General features: G+C 71.3%; 14 protein-coding genes and 1 tRNA gene. 7 read left to right on the top strand and 8 right to left on the bottom strand.

Annotated features, from left to right (window positions below; genetic code table 11):
* The first annotated feature begins 83 nt into the window (after positions 1-83).
* The 4 genes from ACIOC1_RS02860 to ACIOC1_RS02875 are packed head-to-tail and all read left to right on the top strand — an operon-like array spanning position 84 to position 3,090.
* On the top strand, positions 84-284 hold the full coding sequence (locus ACIOC1_RS02860; protein ID WP_355336696.1) for a hypothetical protein: 201 nt from the start codon (positions 84-86) through the stop codon (positions 282-284).
* Positions 281-958, top strand: a complete 678-nt coding sequence (locus ACIOC1_RS02865; RefSeq protein ID WP_355336697.1) for an aminodeoxychorismate/anthranilate synthase component II — start codon at positions 281-283, stop codon at positions 956-958. Before ACIOC1_RS02860 ends, ACIOC1_RS02865 begins: the two co-directional genes overlap by 4 nt.
* Positions 955-2,352, top strand: a complete 1,398-nt coding sequence (locus ACIOC1_RS02870; RefSeq protein WP_401851373.1) for a class E sortase — start codon at positions 955-957, stop codon at positions 2,350-2,352. The genes ACIOC1_RS02865 and ACIOC1_RS02870 overlap by 4 nt, the downstream gene beginning before the upstream one ends.
* A 36-nt stretch (positions 2,353-2,388) precedes the next feature.
* Positions 2,389-3,090, top strand: a complete 702-nt coding sequence (locus ACIOC1_RS02875; protein WP_391041969.1) for a class E sortase — start codon at positions 2,389-2,391, stop codon at positions 3,088-3,090.
* An 82-nt stretch (positions 3,091-3,172) separates the two neighbouring features.
* Here the strand turns inward: ACIOC1_RS02875 and pknB are convergent, their stop codons facing one another.
* The 6 genes from pknB to ACIOC1_RS02905 all read right to left on the bottom strand — a co-directional run bounded on the left by pknB (position 3,173) and on the right by ACIOC1_RS02905 (position 11,413).
* Positions 3,173-5,164: a Stk1 family PASTA domain-containing Ser/Thr kinase gene (gene pknB, locus ACIOC1_RS02880; protein WP_355336700.1), complete on the bottom strand. Its 1,992-nt coding sequence runs from the start codon at positions 5,162-5,164 to the stop codon at positions 3,173-3,175.
* 263 nt (positions 5,165-5,427) lie between these two features.
* Positions 5,428-6,894, bottom strand: coding sequence for a penicillin-binding protein 2 (locus ACIOC1_RS02885; protein ID WP_355336701.1), 1,467 nt, complete (start codon positions 6,892-6,894; stop codon positions 5,428-5,430).
* Positions 6,891-8,276: an FtsW/RodA/SpoVE family cell cycle protein gene (locus tag ACIOC1_RS02890; protein WP_355336702.1), complete on the bottom strand. Its 1,386-nt coding sequence runs from the start codon at positions 8,274-8,276 to the stop codon at positions 6,891-6,893. Before ACIOC1_RS02890 ends, ACIOC1_RS02885 begins: the two co-directional genes overlap by 4 nt.
* Positions 8,277-8,355: 79 nt before the next feature.
* A complete protein-coding gene (locus tag ACIOC1_RS02895) occupies positions 8,356-9,894 on the bottom strand; it encodes a Stp1/IreP family PP2C-type Ser/Thr phosphatase (RefSeq protein ID WP_355336776.1) in 1,539 nt (512 codons plus the stop codon).
* 57 nt (positions 9,895-9,951) lie between these two features.
* Positions 9,952-10,479, bottom strand: a complete 528-nt coding sequence (locus ACIOC1_RS02900) for an FHA domain-containing protein (protein WP_355336703.1) — start codon at positions 10,477-10,479, stop codon at positions 9,952-9,954.
* 10 nt (positions 10,480-10,489) lie between these two features.
* On the bottom strand, positions 10,490-11,413 hold the full coding sequence (locus tag ACIOC1_RS02905; protein WP_401851378.1) for an FhaA domain-containing protein: 924 nt from the start codon (positions 11,411-11,413) through the stop codon (positions 10,490-10,492).
* 416 nt (positions 11,414-11,829) lie between these two features.
* On the opposite strand from ACIOC1_RS02905, the gene ACIOC1_RS02910 reads away from it, so the two are divergent.
* Positions 11,830-11,913 (top strand) — tRNA-Leu (locus ACIOC1_RS02910).
* 307 nt (positions 11,914-12,220) lie between these two features.
* Positions 12,221-12,796: a TerD family protein gene (locus ACIOC1_RS02915; protein WP_355336705.1), complete on the top strand. Its 576-nt coding sequence runs from the start codon at positions 12,221-12,223 to the stop codon at positions 12,794-12,796.
* Positions 12,797-12,958: 162 nt separating this feature from the next.
* Here the strand turns inward: ACIOC1_RS02915 and ACIOC1_RS02920 are convergent, their stop codons facing one another.
* The gene (locus tag ACIOC1_RS02920) at positions 12,959-13,399 is read right to left on the bottom strand and encodes a MarR family winged helix-turn-helix transcriptional regulator (protein ID WP_355336706.1); all 441 of its coding nucleotides are present in this window, start codon (positions 13,397-13,399) and stop codon (positions 12,959-12,961) included.
* Between the two features lie 51 nt (positions 13,400-13,450).
* Positions 13,451-16,798, bottom strand: coding sequence for a SpoIIE family protein phosphatase (locus ACIOC1_RS02925; protein ID WP_401851381.1), 3,348 nt, complete (start codon positions 16,796-16,798; stop codon positions 13,451-13,453).
* 149 nt (positions 16,799-16,947) lie between these two features.
* On the opposite strand from ACIOC1_RS02925, the gene ACIOC1_RS02930 reads away from it, so the two are divergent.
* Positions 16,948-18,450, top strand: a complete 1,503-nt coding sequence (locus tag ACIOC1_RS02930; RefSeq protein WP_401851384.1) for a DUF2252 domain-containing protein — start codon at positions 16,948-16,950, stop codon at positions 18,448-18,450.
* The last annotated feature ends 170 nt before the right edge of the window (positions 18,451-18,620 follow it).

Here is an 18,620-nt window from a genome sequence, read left to right on the forward strand (position 1 = left end):
TGCCGAAGCCTTTGTCCAGCCGGGCCCCCTATCACGCCGATCTCCCTTTACTCTGTTCCGGGGAAGAGGAAGGAAGGCAGCGCATGTACGGCTGGATCTGGCGGCATCTGCCGGGTAACGCGTGGGTGAGGGCTCTGATCTCGCTCGTGCTCGCCCTGGCCGTCGTCTACCTCCTCTTCCAGTACATCTTTCCGTGGGCGGAGCCGCTGCTGCCGTTCAACGAGGTCACCGTCGACAACGGGATGGCCGTCGTACGCGAGACGGGGACGGCCGCTGTCCGATGAGCGCACGCATTCTCGTGGTGGACAACTACGACTCCTTCGTCTTCAACCTGGTCCAGTACCTCTACCAACTCGGCGCCGAGTGCGAGGTGCGGCGCAACGACGAGGTCAAGCCCGCGCACGCGCAGGACGGTTTCGACGGCGTACTGCTCTCGCCCGGCCCCGGCACGCCGGAAGAGGCGGGCGTCTGCGTCGACATGGTGCGGCACTGCGCGGACACCGGGGTGCCGGTCTTCGGCGTGTGCCTCGGCCTCCAGTCGATGGCCGTCGCGTACGGCGGGGTCGTGGACCGCGCGCCGGAGCTGCTGCACGGCAAGACGTCGCCGGTGACGCACGACGGGACCGGCGTCTTCGCCGGGCTGCCGTCGCCCTTCACCGCGACCCGCTACCACTCGCTCGCCGTCGAACGCGACACCGTGCCCGAGGAGTTCCGGGTCACCGCGTGGACCGAATCCGGCGTGATCATGGGGCTGCGGCACCGGGACGCGGCCGTCGAGGGCGTGCAGTTCCACCCGGAGTCGGTGCTCACCGAGTGGGGCCATCTGATGCTGGCCAACTGGCTTGCCGAGTGCGGTGATCCGGGGGCCGTCGGCCGCTCCGAGGGGCTGGCGCCCGTGGTCGGTACGGCGGGGGGCGCCGGAGGTTCGGGGAGTCCTGCGGGGAGGGCCGGGGCGTGACCACGCTCCGCCCGGAGCGCCCCTCGGACGGCCCGATGTCCTATGAGGACACCGGGCAGTTCAAAGCCGTTGTCGAGCAGCTCGACGACCCCCTGAACGACCCTCTCCCCGGAAGACCCCCCGCGGTTCCCGAGCCGACCTACGACGAACCGGCGTACGAGAAGCCGGTGTTCGACGAGCCGGTCTTCCCGGAACCGGCGTACGAGAAGCCGGGCTTCCCCGAACCGGCCTACGAAGAGCCGGTGTTCGACGAGCCGGCCGCGCCCTGGTTCGTCCCCGAGGAGCCGCCGCAGGCGGCCCCGCCGCCTCCTGCGCCGCCCCCGGTCCGGCCCGTCACCGCGGACGAGGAGCTGGACCTCGGCACGGCGACGGTCGTGCAGCCCGTCGTACGGCCGGTCGAGCAGCCGGCCGTCGAACCGCCCGCGGACGACGTACTCGAATCCGTCTTCCCCACCACGGAGTCGGTCCCGGAACCGGCCCCCGAGCCCGCGGGTCCCGGGCCCGGTCCGGCGCCGGGTCCCGTGCTCGGCCCCGACGGCGAGGGCGGGCGGGCCGCGCGGCGGAAGGCGGCGCAGGCACAGCAGCGCGGCGGCGCCGGACACGGCGGCCACCGCGCCAGGGGCCGTACGCCCGGTGGCGCGGCCGGTGCGGCCCCCGCCGGAGCCGTCCCGCTCAGCCGGGTCGAGGCCCGCAGGGCCGCGAAGGCCGCCAAGGAGAGCCCGGCGGTCGTCGTCAGCCGTATCGTCGGTGAGCTGTTCATCACCACCGGCGTGCTGATGCTGCTGTTCGTCACGTACCAGCTGTGGTGGACCAACGTCCGCGCGCACCAGCAGGCCAGCGGCGCCGCGAACAACCTCCAGCACCAGTGGGACGCCACGAAGGACGACCCGAACCGGGTCCCCGGCACCTTCTCGCCCGGCCAGGGCTTCGCGATCATGTACATCCCCAAGCTGGACGTCAAGGCGCCCATCGCGCAGGGCGTCTCGAAGCACAATGTGCTGGACAAGGGCATGATCGGCCACTACGACGGCGTGTTGAACACCGCGATGCCGTGGGACAAGTCCGGCAACTTCGCGGTCGCCGCCCACCGCAACACCCACGGTGAACCGTTCCGCTACATCAACCACCTGGTGCCCGGCGACAAGGTCGTGGTCGAGACGGCGGACACCTACTACACGTACGAGATCACCAGTTCGCTGGCGTCCACCCCGCCGTCCAACATCAGCGTGATCAAGCCGGTGCCGACCGGCTCCGGCTTCACCGGGCCCGGCCGCTATCTGACGCTGACCACCTGCACCCCCGAATTCACCAGCACCAACCGGTTGATCGTCTGGGGAAAGCTGACCGAGGAACGGCCGCGCAGCAAGGGCAAGCCCGACGCGCTGGTGGAGTGATCCATGCTCCAAGCGGAACTTGAGGAACGGAACGGCGTGACCACGACCAAACGCGGCGGCCGGGGGCCCATCGCGGCCACCATCAGCGTCATCGGCGAACTCCTCATCACCGCGGGCCTGGTGCTCGCGCTGTTCGTCGCCTACTCGCTGTGGTGGACGAACGTCCTCGCCGACCGCCATGAGCACAAGGCGGCGGACAAGGTCCGGCAGGACTGGGCCCGGACGCCCGACGCGGGACCGGGGAGCCTCGACACCAAGGACGGCATCGGCTTCCTGCACGTCCCCGCCATGGGCAAGGACTACGAGGTGCTGGTCAAGAAGGGCACCTCGACCAAGGTCCTCAACGAGGGCGTCGCCGGTTACTACACCGACCCCGTCCCCGCCGCGCTGCCGACCGCCAAGACCGGCAACTTCACCCTCGCCGCCCACCGCGACGGCCACGGCGCCAAGTTCCACAACATCGACAAGATCCACGACGGCGACCCGGTCGTCTTCGAGTCGAAGGACACCTGGTACGTCTACAAGGTCTACAAGATCCTCGACCAGACCTCGAAGTACAACGTCGCCGTCACCGACCAGGTCCCCAAGGAGTCCGGCAAGACCACGCCGGGCCGCTACATCACCCTCACGACCTGCACCCCCGTCTACACCTCCCGCTACCGCTACATCGTCTGGGGCGAACTCGTCCGCACCGAGAAGGTCGACGCGGCCCGCACCCCGCCGGCCGAGCTGCGGTAGGCGCGTACGGCGACACACGTGAAAGGGGGGCGGCCCGCACACCAGGTGTGCGGGCCGCCCCCCTTCACGTACTGCCGGGGGGTCAGCCGCCCCCGCCGTTGCCGTTGCCGCCGACGGCGATCAGCTTGACCGGCTGGCCCTCGGAGAGCTGCGCGCCCGCTCCGGGGTCGACCGAGATGACCATGGCGTTGTCGCCGACCGGGTTGCCGCCAGGACCGACCGCGGAGACCTGGAGGTTCAGGCCGAGCCCGTCGAGTTCGGCCTTTGCCTGACCCACGGTCTTGCCACCCAGATCCCCGGGCATCTGCTTCTGCGGGTCCTGCGTCTGCGGCGGGCCGGACGAGACCGTCAGGACGATCGAGGTGTCCAGGGCGATCGGGCCCGCGCCCGGGTCCGGGGTCTGGGCGGTGACGCTGCCCTTGGCGGTCGTGTCCGAGGGGACGTCCTGCGGCGCGCGGGTGATGTTGGTGAAGCCCTGCGCCTTGAGCTGGGCGACCGCGTTGTCGTACGGGACGCCCTTGACGTCGGTGGGCGCCTTCTTCTCGGGGGCCACCGCGACGGTCAGCGTGATCTTTGTGCCCTTGGGCTGCTTCGTACCGGCCTTCGGGGTCTGGTCGAGGACGGTGTCCGGGTCTTCCGTGGTGGTCGTCTTGTTCTTGCGGTCGACCTCGAAGCCCTTGGCGGTGAGCTGGCTCGCCGCCGAGTCGTACTTGTCGTTCTTGACGTCCGGGACCTCGATCGGCGCCTGGCCCTTGGACAGGACGACCGTGACCGTCTTGTCGTCCGGGATCGCGGCGTCGGCGGCCGGGGTCTGCTTGCAGACGAGGTTCTTGTCGATGCTGTCGCAGAACTCGGCCGGACCCTGGACGATCTTCAGATCGACGTTGGTGGCCTTGGCCTGCGCGTCGGTGAGGGACGCGCCGACCAGATTCGGCACGGTGCCGTTGTCCGCGGCGCCGCTGCCGCTGAACAGCGCCTTGCCCAGGAAGATCGCGCCGACCAGGACCAGGATGCCCGCGACGACCAGCAGCACCGTGGAGGTGTTGTTGCCGCCCTTCTTCTGCCGGCGGCGGTCCGGGCGGTCGTCGTAGCCGTAACCGCCGTCCTCCTCGCGCAGCGGCGGAAGCATGGACGTGTGCTGGTCGTTCTGCGACGGCATCGCCGTGGTGGCCTGGCTGTCCGGGTAGCCGTACCCGTAGCCGACCGAGCCCATCGCCGCCGTGGCGGCCACCGGCTGCCCGTCGAGGGCCGCCTCGATGTCGGCGCGCATCTCGTCGGCCGACTGGTAGCGGTAGTTCGGGTCCTTGGTCAGCGCCTTGAGGACGATCGCGTCCATCGCGGGCGTGACCTCGGGGTCGTACACCGACGGCGGCTGCGGCTCCTCGCGCACGTGCTGGTAGGCCACCGCGACCGGGGAGTCGCCGACGAAGGGCGGCCGTACGGTCAGCAGTTCGTAGAGCAGGCAGCCGGTCGAGTACAGGTCGGAGCGGGCGTCGACCTGCTCGCCCTTGGCCTGCTCGGGGGAGAGGTACTGCGCGGTGCCGATCACGGCCGCGGTCTGCGTCATGGTCATACCGGAGTCGCCCATGGCGCGGGCGATGCCGAAGTCCATGACCTTGACCTGGCCGGTCCTGGTGAGCATGACGTTGGCGGGCTTGATGTCGCGGTGCACGATGCCGGCCCGGTGGCTGTACTCCAGGGCCTGGAGGATGCCGACCGTCATCTCCATGGCGCGCTCGGGCAGCAGCTTGCGTCCGGAGTGCAGCAGCTCACGCAGGGTGGAGCCGTCCACGTACTCCATGACGATGTACGGGATCGAGACCCCGTCGACGTAGTCCTCGCCGGTGTCGTACACGGCGACGATCGACGGGTGGTTGAGCGAGGCGGCCGACTGGGCCTCTCGGCGGAACCGGGCCTGGAACGACGGGTCGCGGGCGAGGTCCACCCGCAGCGTCTTCACGGCGACAGTGCGGCCGAGCCGGGTGTCATGGGCGAGGTACACCTCGGCCATGCCACCACGGCCGAGCACTGAGCCCAGCTCGTACCGGCCGCCGAGGCGACGCGGCTCTTCCATAGCTCTGCCCTCTCCTCAAACCCGTTCTTGACCCAAAACCGGTAATGCCGTGCCCTGCGGATGCTCGGGCATACGCTACCGGGCGTTTCTGGTCCCTTCGCGCCCTGCCCGCCCGCCGATACCCGACCGGTACCTGTCCGGTACGTGCGCCGGTCCCGGGGGCGGTCTCCGGACCGTTTCCGGCGCCGGGACCGGGCCTGACACCGGGTTCGACGCCGGGCCGGGGACCGTGCCGGGGACCGGGCCTGCCGGGCGGCCGGCCCTCACTTGTTGAGGACGGCCTCCATGACCTTCTTGGCGATCGGCGCGGCCAGACCGCCACCGCTGACGTCGTCGTGGTTGGCCGCACCGTCCTCGACGACGACCGCGACGGCGACCGGCGACCCCTGGTCGGTCATCGCGTACGAGACGAACCAGGCGTACGGCGTGCCCTCGTTGTTTATGCCGTTCTGCGCGGTGCCGGTCTTGCCGCCGACCTTGACGCCGGAGATCTTGGCGTTGGTGCCGGTGCCGGAGTTGACCACCGTCTCCATCATCGTCTGGAGCTTCTGCGCGTTCTCCGGCGACAGCGGCTGCGACATCTCGCTCGGGTTGGTCTGCGAGATGGTGCTCAGATTCGGCGCCACCAGCTTGTCGACCATGTACGGCTTCATCAGCTTGCCGTTGTTGGCGATGGCCGAGGCGACCATCGCCATCTGGAGCGGAGTGGCCGCGGTGTCGAACTGGCCGATGGAGGAGAGCGCGACCTGGTCCTTGGTCATCTTGGTGTCGAAGTTGCTGGCGTTCGCGCGGACCGGGACGAACTGCTCCTTGTTGAAGCCGAACTTCTCCGCCTCGTCGACCATCGCCTGGAGGCCCACCTTGTCCGCGCCCAGGTGGCCGAAGACGGTGTTGCACGAAACCCGCAGGGCGTCGATCAGCGACGCTTCCTTGCAGGGGATGTTGCCCTCGTTCTTCAGCGGGGTCGTGGTGCCGGGAAGGATGTAGGGCAGCGGGGTGTCGGTCTTCGCGTTGATGTCGGTCACCGCGCCGTTCTCCAGCGCCGCGGCGGCCGTCACCAGCTTGAACGTCGAACCCGGCGGGTACGTCTGGCGCAGTGCGCGGTTCTGCGTCGGGTCGTCGGGGTCGTTCTTCTTGTCGAGCGCGACCCAGTTCTTCTCGTCGGTCTTGGAGTTGCCCGCGATGGTCGACGGGTCGTACGACGGGGTGCTCGCCATGGCCAGGATCGCGCCGGTGCCGGGGTCGAGCGCGACGACCGCGCCCTTCTTGTTCCCCAGGCCCTGGAACGCGGCCTTCTGCGCCTTGGCGTTCAGCGTCGTGACGACGTTGCCGCCCTGCTTCTCCTTGCCGGTCAGCAGGTCGATGGTGCGGTTGAAGAACAGCCGGTCGTCGTTGCCGGTGAGGAACTTGTCCTCGACGCCTTCGAGGAAGGTGGTGCCGAACGCCTGCGAGGCGTGGCCGGTGACCGGCGCCCACATCGGGCCGTCGACGTAGGTCCGCTTGAACTTGAAGTCGCTGCCCGTGGTCTCGGTGTGACCGGTGATCGCCTTGCCGCCGTCGACGATGATGTCGCCGCGCGGCTGGGCGTACTGGTTGATGGCGACCCGGCGGTTGTGCACGTCGTTGGAGAGCTGGTCGGCCTGGACGAACTGCACGTAGTTCACGCGCAGCAGAAGGGCGAGGACGAGCAGACCGCAGAAGACCGCGACCCGTCGGAGAGGCTTGTTCACTGGGTGCGCACCACCTGGGTCGGTTCGGCATCGGGGGAGGGGGCCGGGCTCGGGGCCGGACGGCGGGCGGTGTCGCTGATCCGCAGCAGGATCGCGACCAGCGCCCAGTTGGCGATCACCGAGGAGCCGCCCTGCGCCAGGAACGGCATGGTCATACCGGTCAGCGGGATGAGCCCGGTGACGCCGCCCGCGACCACGAAGACCTGGAGCGCGAAGGCGCCCGACAGGCCGATCGCCAGCAGCTTGCCGAACGGGTCGCGGGCCGCGAGCGCCGTCCGCACACCGCGCTCGATCAGCAGGGCGTACAGCAGCAGGACGGCCATCAGGCCCGCCAGGCCCAGCTCCTCGCCGACGGTGGCGAGGATGTAGTCGCTCTTCGGCGCGATGCCGCCGATCAGCCGGGAGTAGCCCTGGCCGAGTCCCGAGCCGAAGATGCCGCCGGAGCCGAACGCGTACATCGTCTGCGCGGTCTCGGTGACACCGCCGTTGGACGCCAGTTGCAGGGGGTGCAACCAGTTGTGGACGCGCTCCTTGACGTGCGGCTCGATCGAGGAGACGACGACCGCGCCGCCCGCGCTGAGCAGCAGGCCGAAGACGATCCAGCTGGTCCGCTCGGTGGCGACGTACAGCATGATCACGAACAGGCCGAAGAAGAGCAGCGACGTGCCGAGGTCGGTCTCGAAGACCAGGATCAGCAGGCTGATGCCCCAGATCACCAGGATCGGGCCGAGGTCGCGGCCACGCGGCAGGTACAGGCCCATGAAGCGGCGGCTGGCCAGCGCCAGCGCGTCCCGCTTGACCATCAGGTATCCGGCGAAGAAGACGGTGATGACGATCTTCGCGAACTCACCGGGCTGGAGCGAGCCGATGCCCGGCAGCGTGATCCAGATCTTCGCGCCGTTCACCCCGGGGAAGAAGATCGGCGCGACCAGCAGGGCCAGCGCCACCATCATCGAGATGTACGTGTACCGCTGGAGGATGCGGTGGTCCTTGAGGAAGACCAGCACGCCGACGAAGAGCGCCACTCCGAGCGTGGACCACATGAGCTGGTTGGGCGCCATGGCCTTGCCCAGCGACGGCTCCTGGTCGAGCCGCCAGATCAGCACCAGGCCGAGGCCGTTGAGCAGCGTGGCGATCGGCAGCATCAGCGGGTCGGCGTACGGCGCGAATTTACGGACCAGCAGGTGCGCGATCCCCGCGAGCAGGCCGAGGCCGAGGCCGTAGCTGAGCAGCCCCGCCGGGACCGAGTCGTTCTTGGCGAGCCCGACGTTGGCGTAGGCGAAGACCGGGATGAGCACCGCGAAGACCAGCAGCGCCAGTTCGGTGTTGCGACGGTTGGGCGCGCCGATCGACGTGATGGTGGTGGTGTTGCTGGCGCTCATGACGAGCCGACTCCTCCTGCTGGTCCCGCCGCCGGCGCGCTCGCCGGTCCCCGCGGGGCTTCCGGTGCGCGACCAGCCGCTACTGCTGGCTCGTACCGCACTGCTGGGCCAGCTTCTTCTCGTCGGGCGTCAGCGGCGGCGTGGGGTCCGCCGTCGGGGTGGCGCTGCTCTTCTTCGCACCCGGCGTGCCGGTGGTGCCCGCTGCGGGCATCTTGTCCTCGGCGGCCTTCGCCGCCGCCTTGGCCTGGTCGGCGAGGGTCTTGGCCGTCGCGACCTTCTTGCAGACACCGGCCTGCGTCGCCAGCTCGTCGGCCTTGTCGTCGGCCTGGCCGAGGCTGCTGAGCGCGATGGTGTCCTGGACCTGCTTCTGCTGGTAGGCCGGTAGGTACTTGAGTTCGATGTCGGGGCGGTCCTTGTGGACCTTCGACAGCTTGATCCAGGCCAGCTTCTGGTCGATGCCCTGGTACACGGCGACGTGGTCGCCCTTGGCGCCGACGTAGTACTGCGTCTGCGTCCACGCGTAACCGCCGTACAGACCGCCGGCGATGACGGCGAGCACGATGACGGTGATCGCCGTGCGCTTGGGCCACTTACGGGTCTTGGCGGGCTTGGTCTGGCCGTCGTCGTCGTACGACCCGAAGGTGCCCAGCGGCGCGGCACCGGCCGCGCCGGGTTCGCCGCTGCCGGGCGGGCCGAAGGAGCCCGCGGGGCCCTGCTGCTGCGGCGGGGGCGTACGGCCGAGCTCGGAGGCGCGCCCCGCCGGGGTCTGGAGGTGCCGCGGGTCGCTCAGCGGGAGCTGGGTCTCGGCGACCGCGCCGACGACCACCGGGGTGTCGTTGAGCTGCGCCGCCAGCGTGTCGCCGTCGTCGGTGTCCAGCACGTCCGCGACGATGCAGGTGATGTTGTCGGGTCCGCCGCCGCGCAGCGCGAGCTGGATCAGCTCCTGCACGGTCTCGTGCGGCGCCTGGTACCCGGCGAGGGTGTCCTCCAGCGTCTGGTGGCTGACGACGCCGGACAGGCCGTCGGAGCAGATCAGATACCGGTCGCCGACCCGCACCTCGCGGATCGACAGGTCGGGCTCGACGTGTTCGCCACTGCCCAGCGCGCGCATCAGCAGGGAGCGCTGCGGGTGGGTGGTGGCCTCCTCCTCGGTGATCCGGCCCTCGTCGACCAGCCGCTGCACCCAGGTGTGGTCCTGGGTGATCTGGGTGAGGACGCCGTCCCGGAGGAGATACGCGCGGGAGTCGCCGACGTGCACCAGGCCGAGCCGCTGGCCCGTCCACAGCAGCGCGGTCAGCGTGGTGCCCATGCCTTCGAGCTGCGGGTCCTCCTGGACCATGTGCAGCAGTTGGTCATTGGCCCGCTGCACGGCGGTGCCGAGCGAGGTGAGGATGTCGGAGCCGGGGATGTCGTCGTCGAGCGTGACGATGGTGGAGATCACCTCGGACGAGGCGACCTCGCCGGCGGCCTGTCCGCCCATGCCGTCGGCAATCGCGAGCAGACGCGGACCGGCGTAGCCGGAGTCCTCGTTCCCCTCGCGGATCATGCCCTTGTGCGAACCGGCGGCGAAACGCAGGCTCAAAGACATGCGCACCTCCCCCGTCGGCTCCGGGTACATCCGCACGCTGCCCACCCTCTCGCTCGCGCGTCGTGGCTCCGCTCGCCCATAGTGCGACTACTTCCGCAGCTCGATGACGGTCTTGCCGATGCGGATCGGCGCACCCAGCGGGACAGGGGTCGGCGTGGTCAGCCGGTTCCGGTCCAGATAGGTGCCGTTCGTGGATCCGAGGTCCTCGACGATCCACTGGCCGTCGCGGTCCGGGTAGATCCTGGCATGCCGACTGGACGCGTAGTCGTCGTCGAGCACAATCGTCGAGTCATGTGCCCGGCCGAGGGTGATCGTCTGGCCCTGCAACGCGACCGTCGTCCCCGCGAGCGAGCCCTCGGCGACCACCAGTTTGGTGGGGGCGCCGCGGCGCTGGCGGTTGTTCTGCGGCTGCTGCCGCGGCTGGGCCTGCGCGGCGGCGGCCTGCTGCTGGCGCTGCTGCGGAGGGCGCGACTGGCCGTCCCCGCGGCGCGCCGCTCGCTGGGTCACCCGGGTACCGAAGAGGTCGCTGCGGATGACCTGCACCGCGACGATCACGAACAGCCACAGAACGGCGAGGAAACCCAACCGCATGACCGTCAGGGTCAGCTCTGACATTGCCCCCGCTTCACCCTTCGGCTTGCCTGTACACGATGGTGGTGCTCCCCACGACAATGCGGGAGCCGTCGCGGAGCGTAGCGCGCGTGGTGTGCTGTCCGTCCACCACAATGCCGTTTGTCGACCCGAGGTCCTGGACCACGGACGGCGTTCCGACCCGGATCTCGCAGTGTTTGCGCGATACGCCCGGGTCGTCCACCCGCACGTCGGCCTCCGTGGAACGGCCGAGAACGAGCGTCGAGCGGGAGATCTGGTGGCGGTTGCCGTTGATCTCGATCCAGCGGCGGGTGGCCGCGCCGGGGGCCCCCGCGGGAGCGCCGGTGCCGGGCAGCCGCGTGACGGGCGCCACACCGTGACGGGCGCCGCCGCCGCCGGGGGGCGGGGCCGCGGGCATCGGCGGCGGACCCGAGGGCCGCTGCGATCCGCCGGGCTGCGCGTACGTCGGACGCTGCGGCGCCTGCGGCTGGTGCTGCGGGCTCTGCTGGTACGAGGGGGCGGCCGGGGCCTGGTGGGCGGCCTGGTGTGCGGCTTGGGGCGCGCCGCCCTGGTGCTGCGACTCGCTGGAGGCCAGCGTGCGGCTGCGCACCCGGTAGAGCCCGGTGTCCAGGTCGTCGGCCCGCTCCAGGTGCACCTTGATGGTGCCCATGAACGTGTAGCGCTGCTGCTTGGCGTAGTCGCGGACCATCCCGGCCAGCTCGTCGCCGAGCTGCACCGCGTACGGGCTCAGCCGCTCGAAGTCGCCGGAGCTGAGCTCCACGATGAAGTCGTTGGGCACGACGGTGCGGTCGCGGTTCCAGATCGTGGCGTTGTTGTCGCACTCGCGCTGGAGCGCGCCCGCGATCTCGACGGGCTGCACCTCGCTCTTGAACACTTTGGCGAAGGTGCCGTTCACCAGGCCCTCCAGGCGCTGCTCAAAGCGCTTCAGTACTCCCACGGGGCACCTCCCTCCTCGCGACCTTCCGGCCCAACGATTTCCGATACTGCTTACTGATCGTATCCACGCGCGGGAAAAACCTGTGGTTCCCCGAATCCCCTGGACCGGGCAGTGTCAACCCTCACACCGCCCGCGCCTCCTCCGCCGTCCCCCACTGGGATGGTAGATGCGCGTTCTGTCCATGGTGCCCGGTTCGCCGTCGTTCACCGCCGCCCTGTCCCCTCCCAGTGTCCCGCACCGCCCCCGGGTCCCTCTCCCACCTGCCCCCGCCCGGCTCCCGGCACTCCCCGGGCCGCCCGAACGCATGTGATTCCACCCCGGACCTCGTGCTAATCTTCTGCATGTCGGGAGGCCCTCCCACACCACTCGGACCCACCGGTCCGGACCGTGTGTGAGAATCAAACGGCAACACCCATGCGCGGGTGGCGGAATAGGCAGACGCGCTGGATTCAGGTTCCAGTGCCCGAAAGGGCGTGGGGGTTCAACTCCCCCCTCGCGCACAAAGAGGTACCGACGACGCGGGCCTCCGGAAGTGACGAAAGTCGCGGCCGGAGGTCCGTTTCTCATTCCCCGGCGGGCCGGCTCCGGCCGGCAGGTCGCCTTCCCCCCGCCGATCCCCGCGGATCGGTCACGGCGGACGGCCCCGCGCGGCGCATCCCGGTGACGTACTGAAGGCCCGGGGGATCGAACGGCGGCGAACGGTGGCATCGGGGCGGGAACCGGTGCAGGGTGGTGTGCGTTGGAGTCATTGGGCAAAGGAATCGTCAAGTGGCGCGGCCCGCGCCGGATTGAGCAGGGAGATACACCATGGGTGTCAGCCTCTCCAAGGGCGGCAATGTCTCACTGACCAAGGAGGCCCCCGGACTCACGGCGGTCACTGTCGGCCTGGGCTGGGACGTGCGCACGACCACCGGTTCGGACTTCGACCTGGACGCGAGCGCGCTGCTGCTCGACGCCACGGGCAAGGTCCTGTCGGACAAGCACTTCATCTTCTTCAACAATCTCAAGAGCCCGGACGGCTCCGTCGAGCACACCGGCGACAACCTCACCGGTGAGGGCGAGGGCGACGACGAGGCGGTCAAGGTCAATCTGGCCACCGTGCCCGCCGAGGTCGACAAGATCGTCTTCCCGGTCTCGATCTACGAGGGCGAGAGCCGTCAGCAGAGCTTCGGCCAGGTGCGCAACGCGTTCATCCGCGTCGTCAACCAGGCGGGCGGCGCCGAGATCGCCCGCTACGACCTCACCGAGGACGCCTCCACGGAGACCGCGATGGTCTTCGGCGAGCTGTACCGCAACGGCGCCGAGTGGAAGTTCCGGGCCGTCGGCCAGGGCTACGCCTCCGGCCTGCGCGGTATCGCCCAGGACTTCGGCGTCAACCTCTGACGTGACGCCGTCGTTTTCGACGCGGCGCTTGACGTAGAGTCGGGCTCGTAGCGGCCCCGCCCGCGACCGTGCAGGTCGCGGGCGGGGCCGTTTTCGCTTGAAGGGCCCGTGCTTGACGAGGCTGCGCGTGACGGGACCTCGTAGGACGGGGCCGCCCGCGGGTTACGGCAGCGGGTGCGCCGCCGCGTCCGCGTTGTAGCGGACCAGATACGCGGCGAAGCGCGCCAGATCCTCCGGGTCCCAGGCGGCCAGCCGCTCCTGGAAGATCTCCTTGCGGCTGACCCGCGCCGCGGCCAGCGTCTCGATCCCGTGCTGCGCGAGGTGCAGCACCTGCACGCGGTGGTCGGTGGCGTCCACCCGGCGCTCGATGTACCCGAGCCGTTCCAGCGCGGCCACCTGGCGGCTGACCGTGGACTTGTCGAGCAGATAGTGCGCGGCGAGGTCCGTCGCCCGGCAGCCCTGCTGCTCCTCCAGGTGCGCGAGGATGGTGAACGACACCAGCGACAGCTCGGGGTGCATGCGCGCGGCCGTGGCACGCGCCCGGCGCGCGAAGGCGGTCAACTCCCGCTGGATGCTCTCCACGGACGCCTCCCGTGCGGACATCGCGGCCACTCCATCCCGTCTCCACCTGCGCCGTTGTGGGACGCAACGGTATCAAGCGGGCAACGGAAGTTCGAACCAGACGACCTTCCCGACCGCCTTCCTGCTGGTGCCCCAGCGCCGCGACAGATTCGACACCAGCGCCAGCCCGCGCCCCTGCTCGTCGTCGGCGTCCGCGCGCTGCAACTGGGGCAGATTGTGGTTGTCGTCGCTGACCTCGACCAGCAGTTTCCCGACCCGCATCAGCCGTAGCTCGACCTCGTACGAGGCGGCCCGGATCGCGTTGGTGACCAGCTCGCTGACCAGCAACTCCGTGGTGTCGCTGAGGCGTTCGAGGCCCCACGCGGCGAGCTGGCGGCGGGTCAGGTCGCGGGCGGTGGCGACCTCGGCGTGGTCGAGCCGCAGCGTCCACTCGGCCACGTCCTGCGGCGCGATGCCCTCGAACCGGGCGACGAGCAGCGCCACATCGTCCCTGCGGTCCTCCGAGTGCAGGCGCGCGAGGATCTGCGCGCAGACGTCCTCGGGGGTCTGCTCCGGCTCGATGACGGTGGCGCACAGCGCGGCGAGCCCCGCGTCTATGCCCTGGCCGCGCACCTCGACGAGGCCGTCCGTGCACAGCACCAGCCAACTGCCGTCGGGCACCGGGATCTCCACCGTCTCGAACGGCACCCCGCCGACGCCGATCGGCGCGCCGCCGGGGATCTCCAGCAGCTCGGCCCGCCCGTCGTAACCGACCAGGACCGGCGGGATGTGACCGGCGTTGGCGAGCGTGAGGCTGCGGTGGATCGGGTCGTAGACGGCGTAGACGCAGGTGGCGAGGTGTTCGGTGCCGAGCCGGTGCGCCAGGTTGTCCAGGTGCCGCAGCAACTGGGCGGGCGGCAGGTCCAGGGCGGCCATGGTGATGACCGCCGTACGGAACTGGCCCATCACGGCCGCGGCCTGAAGGCCGTGGCCCATCACGTCGCCGACGATCAACGCCACACGCCCGCCGGGCAGTTGGATGGCGTCGAACCAGTCGCCGCCGACCTGGGCCTGCCGGTCGCCCGGCATGTAGTGGTGTGCGATCCGGACACCGGGAATCCGCGGCGGCCGGGTGGGCATCATCGAGCGTTGCAGTGTGGCGGCGGCGCGCGACTCCTGACGGTGCAGGCGGGCGTTGTCGATGTGGACGGCGCCGCGCGCGACGACCTCGGTGGCCGTGGCGGCGTCCCGCGCGTCGAACGGGCGGCGGCCGGGGCCGCGCAGGAAGCAGACCCGGCCCAGTACGGTGCCGCGCGCGGTGAGCGGCGCCACGATCATCGAGTGTCCGGGCAGCAGCGGGCCGAGCGCGGGCACGCCGAGGTCGAGCGCTATGTCGGGTGCGACCGAGGAGTCCACGACGGGGACGAGGACGTGGTCGCCGAGCCGCGGCACGATCCCGTCGACGGCGAGCGAGAGCAACTCGCCCTCCGGCAGGGCCGTTTCCCACGGTCCGGGCGGTCCGTCGTGGGCGATGGCGACGCGCCGGACGAGCACGGTGGCGGCCGGGCGGTCGTCCTTGGGCGGCTCGGAGTCGGAGAAGAGCTGGTCCACGATCAGGACGGCCGCGAAGTCCGCGAAGCGCGGCACGGTCACCGCGCACAGCTCGCGGGCGGTGGTCTGGAGGTCGAGCGTGGAGCCGACCACCGCGCCGGTCTCGCGCAGCAGCGCCAACTGCTCGTCCAGCGCGGTGCCCGGCAGGTGGGAGGCGTAGGGGCGGCCGAGTACGTGGCCGCCGAGCGGGTGCGCGCCGGACGCGGGGCCGCCGGGTTCGGGTCCGAACGGGGCGTGCCCGAAGGGCGGTTGGCCGAAGGGGGCCTGGCCCGGTGGCGTGCCGAGCGGCTGGACGGACGGCGGGCCGCTGAGGACCGGGGCGAGGCCGGGCGCGAAGCCGGGGGCGAGACCAGGGGTGAACTCGGTCGGGGACAGCGGCTGTTGACCGGTCAGGGCGTCCGCCGAGCCGTTGGGGCCGAGGTCGGAGGTCAGGGAGGTGAGGGAGGCGAAGGGCACGGCGGTCAGTGCCGAGGCGCTGGAACGGTCGCCTGCGGGGGCGGCCTCCGCGCCGCCGTTCGCCCCGTGGACGTACTCGGGGTCGCGGCCGGGGCCGTACGCGGCGGTGTGTCCGGGGGTCTGGTCGGGGGGCTGGTCGTGGCCGGGTCCGTGGCCGGGTGCGGGTCCGGGGCCGTGTTCCGCTCCGGGGCGCGGGCCGGGCAGCAACTCCCTGCGCAGGGACGGGTCCTGCTGGTCGGCGCGGGCGGCGGCGGCCATGCGGGCGTAGTCGTGCGGGGTGACCGGGAGCCGTGTGCCGCCGTCCACTTCGAGCGCCGGGGGACCGAGCGGCGCGATCTGCCGGACGAGCCGGTCGAGCCGTCCCGCGCTGACACCGGGCAGTACGGTGCCCAGCCGGGCCGCGAGGGCCAGCGCCTGCGCCGGGTCGGCGACGCTGCCCAGGACGGCGGCCACCGAGATGTCCTGACGCTGCGGGCCTTCCGCGGTGTAGGGGAGTAAGCGACCGCCGAGCGCGATCCGCAGGCCGCCCGTGCGCAGCGGTTTGGCGTGCGCCGCGATGGCCAGCAGGCTGCGTCCGCCCGGTTCGGCGACGCGGTACGTCCACCACAGGACGTCCTTCAGCGCGCCGTCCCGGTCGGTGGCCGCGAGCGCGCCCGCCCACGCGGGCTGCGTGAGGTCGTCCAGCAGGTCGAGGGTGTCCTGGTGCGGCGAGGACGAGGTGCGCGCGGCGCCCGCGGCGGACCGGGCGGGTGTCAGCAGCCCCGAGGCCCGGTGGCCGAAGACGTGATCCCAGCGGTGCCCGAACAGCTCCTCCGCGCCGCGGTTCCAGTACGAGATCCGGCCGTCGGGGTCGACGCAGAGGACGGCGAGGCGTAGCAGGGCGGCCACGCCGGTGAGGCCGTCGCCGAGCGGGCTCCGGCCGTTGGCGCTCCGGCCGTTGGTGCTCCGGCCGCCGGGGACTTGGGTGGTGGGGCCTGGGGCGTTGGGGCCTTGGGCATGGGGACCCTGGCCGTCGGACTCTCGCGTGTGGGGACCCGCGCTGTCGTGACCTGCGCTGTGGGGCGCGTCGAGGCTCGTACGGACGCTGTCCGTACCGGCGTGCTCCGTACCGGCCCTGTCCGTATCGACGTCCTCCGTACGGCTGCTGGTGTCGCTGCCACCGGTCGGCGGGTGGTCGGAGGCATGGGGGTCGCGCCGTGGGTGCCGCTCGGTGCCCTGGCGCGGCCGGTCTGCCTGTGCCGACTCGTCGGCCCGGGGTTCCGGATGCTCCGGTTGGTCGTGGAGGTCCTGCTGTTCGCGCTGTTCGTAGCGGGCGGAGCGGTCCGTCCGGTGTTCTGCGTCGCTGGCTGCGGGCTGCCGGGTGATCTCGTCCAACGTCGTGCACCTGCGGTTCGGCGCTGAGTAGGGTCCTGACGTCAAGGCAAGCACGAAACCCTGTGCGGGGTCGACCTATTGGCCGGATTACCCCCGGCGGTGGGGATTTGGCGTCCGTCCGTTGACGTGGGCGGTGGGGAGGGTGACCGGTGGATTCGAGAGTGCCGCATGTGGCGGGATTCGCGCGATGGCCGCATGGGGCGTCGCCGAAGCGGGCGGGGAAGGCGCTGCGGGAGAAGGTGCCGCGCGCCGCGCACGGCCGGCCGCCCTCCGGCATGTGGCGCGACACGGCGGACGTCGTCCCCGCGGTGGCCGGCGCGCTCGCGGCGACCGCGCCCCGGACCTCGGCCGCGCCCCGGACCTCGGCCGCCCCCTGGACTTCGGCCGCGCCCTGGACCTCGGCCGCGCTCCGGGCCGTCCACGACTCCAACGCGGGCCGGATACCCGAGCTGATACCGCTGCGCGTCGGCCGTATGGCCGCGAGCCCCTTCGCCTTCCTGCGCGGGTCCGCCGGGCTGATGGCCGCCGACCTCGCCGACAGCCCGGTGACCGGTGTCGGCGCGCAGATCTGCGGTGACGCGCACGCCGCGAACTTCGGCCTCTACGGCGACGCCCGCGGCCGTCTTGTCATGGACATCAACGACTTCGACGAGACCGTCGTCGGCCCCTGGGAGTGGGACGTCAAACGGCTCGCGGCCTCGCTGGTGCTGGCCGGGCGGGAGGCGGGCGCGGCCGAGGACGTGTGCCGGGCGGCGGCGTACGGCGCGGTGGGCGCGTACCGGCGGACGATGCGGCTGCTGGCGACGCTGCCCGTGCTCGACGCGTGGAACGCCATCGCCGACGAGGAACTGGTCACCCACGCCGACGCCCGCGACCTGCTCGGCACGATCGAGCGGGTCTCGGCGAAGGCCATGGCCAACACCAGCGCCAGATTCGCGGCGAAGGCCACGGCGGCCGTGGACGGCGGCGGGCGGCGCTTCACCGACGCGCCGCCCGTGCTGCGCCGGGTCGCGGACCGCGAGGCGACGGCGGTCGCGGGCGCCCTGGACGGCTATCTGCGGACGGTCGGCGAGGACCGGCTGCCGCTGCTCGCCCGTTACTCCGTCCACGACGTGGCCTTCCGCGTCGTCGGCACCGGAAGCGTCGGCACCCGCTCGTACGTGGTGCTGCTCCTCGACCACCTGGGAGAGCCGCTGGTGCTCCAGATCAAGGAGGCCAGGGCGTCGGCGCTGCTGCCGTACGTGGCCAAGGCCGGATTTCCGGCCGGTCCGGTGGGGCACGAGGGCCGCAGGGTGGTGCTGGGCCAGAAACGTATGCAGGTGGTGAGCGACTTCCTGCTGGGGTGGACGGACGTGGACGCGGTGCCGTACCAGGTGCGGCAGTTCAGGAACCGCAAGGGCAGCGTCGATCCCGCCGGGCTGGAGCCGGGCCTGCTCGACGACTACGGGCGGATGACCGGCGCCCTGCTGGCCAGGGCGCACGCCCACAGCGCCGACCCCCGGCTGATCGCGGGCTACTGCGGCAAGGGCGAGGCGCTGGACGAGGCCGTCGCGGACTTCGCCGTCGGCTACGCGGACCGTACGGAGGCGGACCACGCGGAGCTGCTGGCGGCGGTCCGGTCGGGGCGGCTGCCGGCGGAGCTGGGGGTGTAGGGGGTTCCCCGGCCGGGGCGTCCGGGGTGTCCGGGGCGACCGGGGTGCCGGGGGCGTCCGGGTTGCCTGGGCGGTGTCAGGGCCGGGCGATGCGAGCCCGTACGGGGGCGGGCGCGCGGGTCGGCGCAGGTGGGCGGGGCACCGTGGCGTGATCCGGGCGGGCGGGCGCT

The sequence above is a fragment of the Streptomyces sp. NPDC088197 genome (assembly GCF_044741185.1).
In the GTDB taxonomy this organism is placed as follows: domain Bacteria; phylum Actinomycetota; class Actinomycetes; order Streptomycetales; family Streptomycetaceae; genus Actinacidiphila.

Bases quoted from the DNA above. Each gene is read 5' to 3' on its own strand.
- ACIOC1_RS02890 (WP_355336702.1), bottom strand. From the start codon at position 8,276: ATGAGCGCCAGCAACACCACCACCATCACGTCGATCGGCGCGCCCAAC.
- pknB (WP_355336700.1), bottom strand. From the start codon at position 5,164: ATGGAAGAGCCGCGTCGCCTCGGCGGCCGGTACGAGCTGGGCTCAGTG.
- ACIOC1_RS02860 (WP_355336696.1), top strand. From the start codon at position 84: ATGTACGGCTGGATCTGGCGGCATCTGCCGGGTAACGCGTGGGTGAGG.
- ACIOC1_RS02915 (WP_355336705.1), top strand. From the start codon at position 12,221: ATGGGTGTCAGCCTCTCCAAGGGCGGCAATGTCTCACTGACCAAGGAG.
- ACIOC1_RS02865 (WP_355336697.1), top strand. From the start codon at position 281: ATGAGCGCACGCATTCTCGTGGTGGACAACTACGACTCCTTCGTCTTC.
- ACIOC1_RS02920 (WP_355336706.1), bottom strand. From the start codon at position 13,399: ATGTCCGCACGGGAGGCGTCCGTGGAGAGCATCCAGCGGGAGTTGACC.
- ACIOC1_RS02900 (WP_355336703.1), bottom strand. From the start codon at position 10,479: ATGTCAGAGCTGACCCTGACGGTCATGCGGTTGGGTTTCCTCGCCGTT.
- ACIOC1_RS02895 (WP_355336776.1), bottom strand. From the start codon at position 9,894: ATGTACCCGGAGCCGACGGGGGAGGTGCGCATGTCTTTGAGCCTGCGT.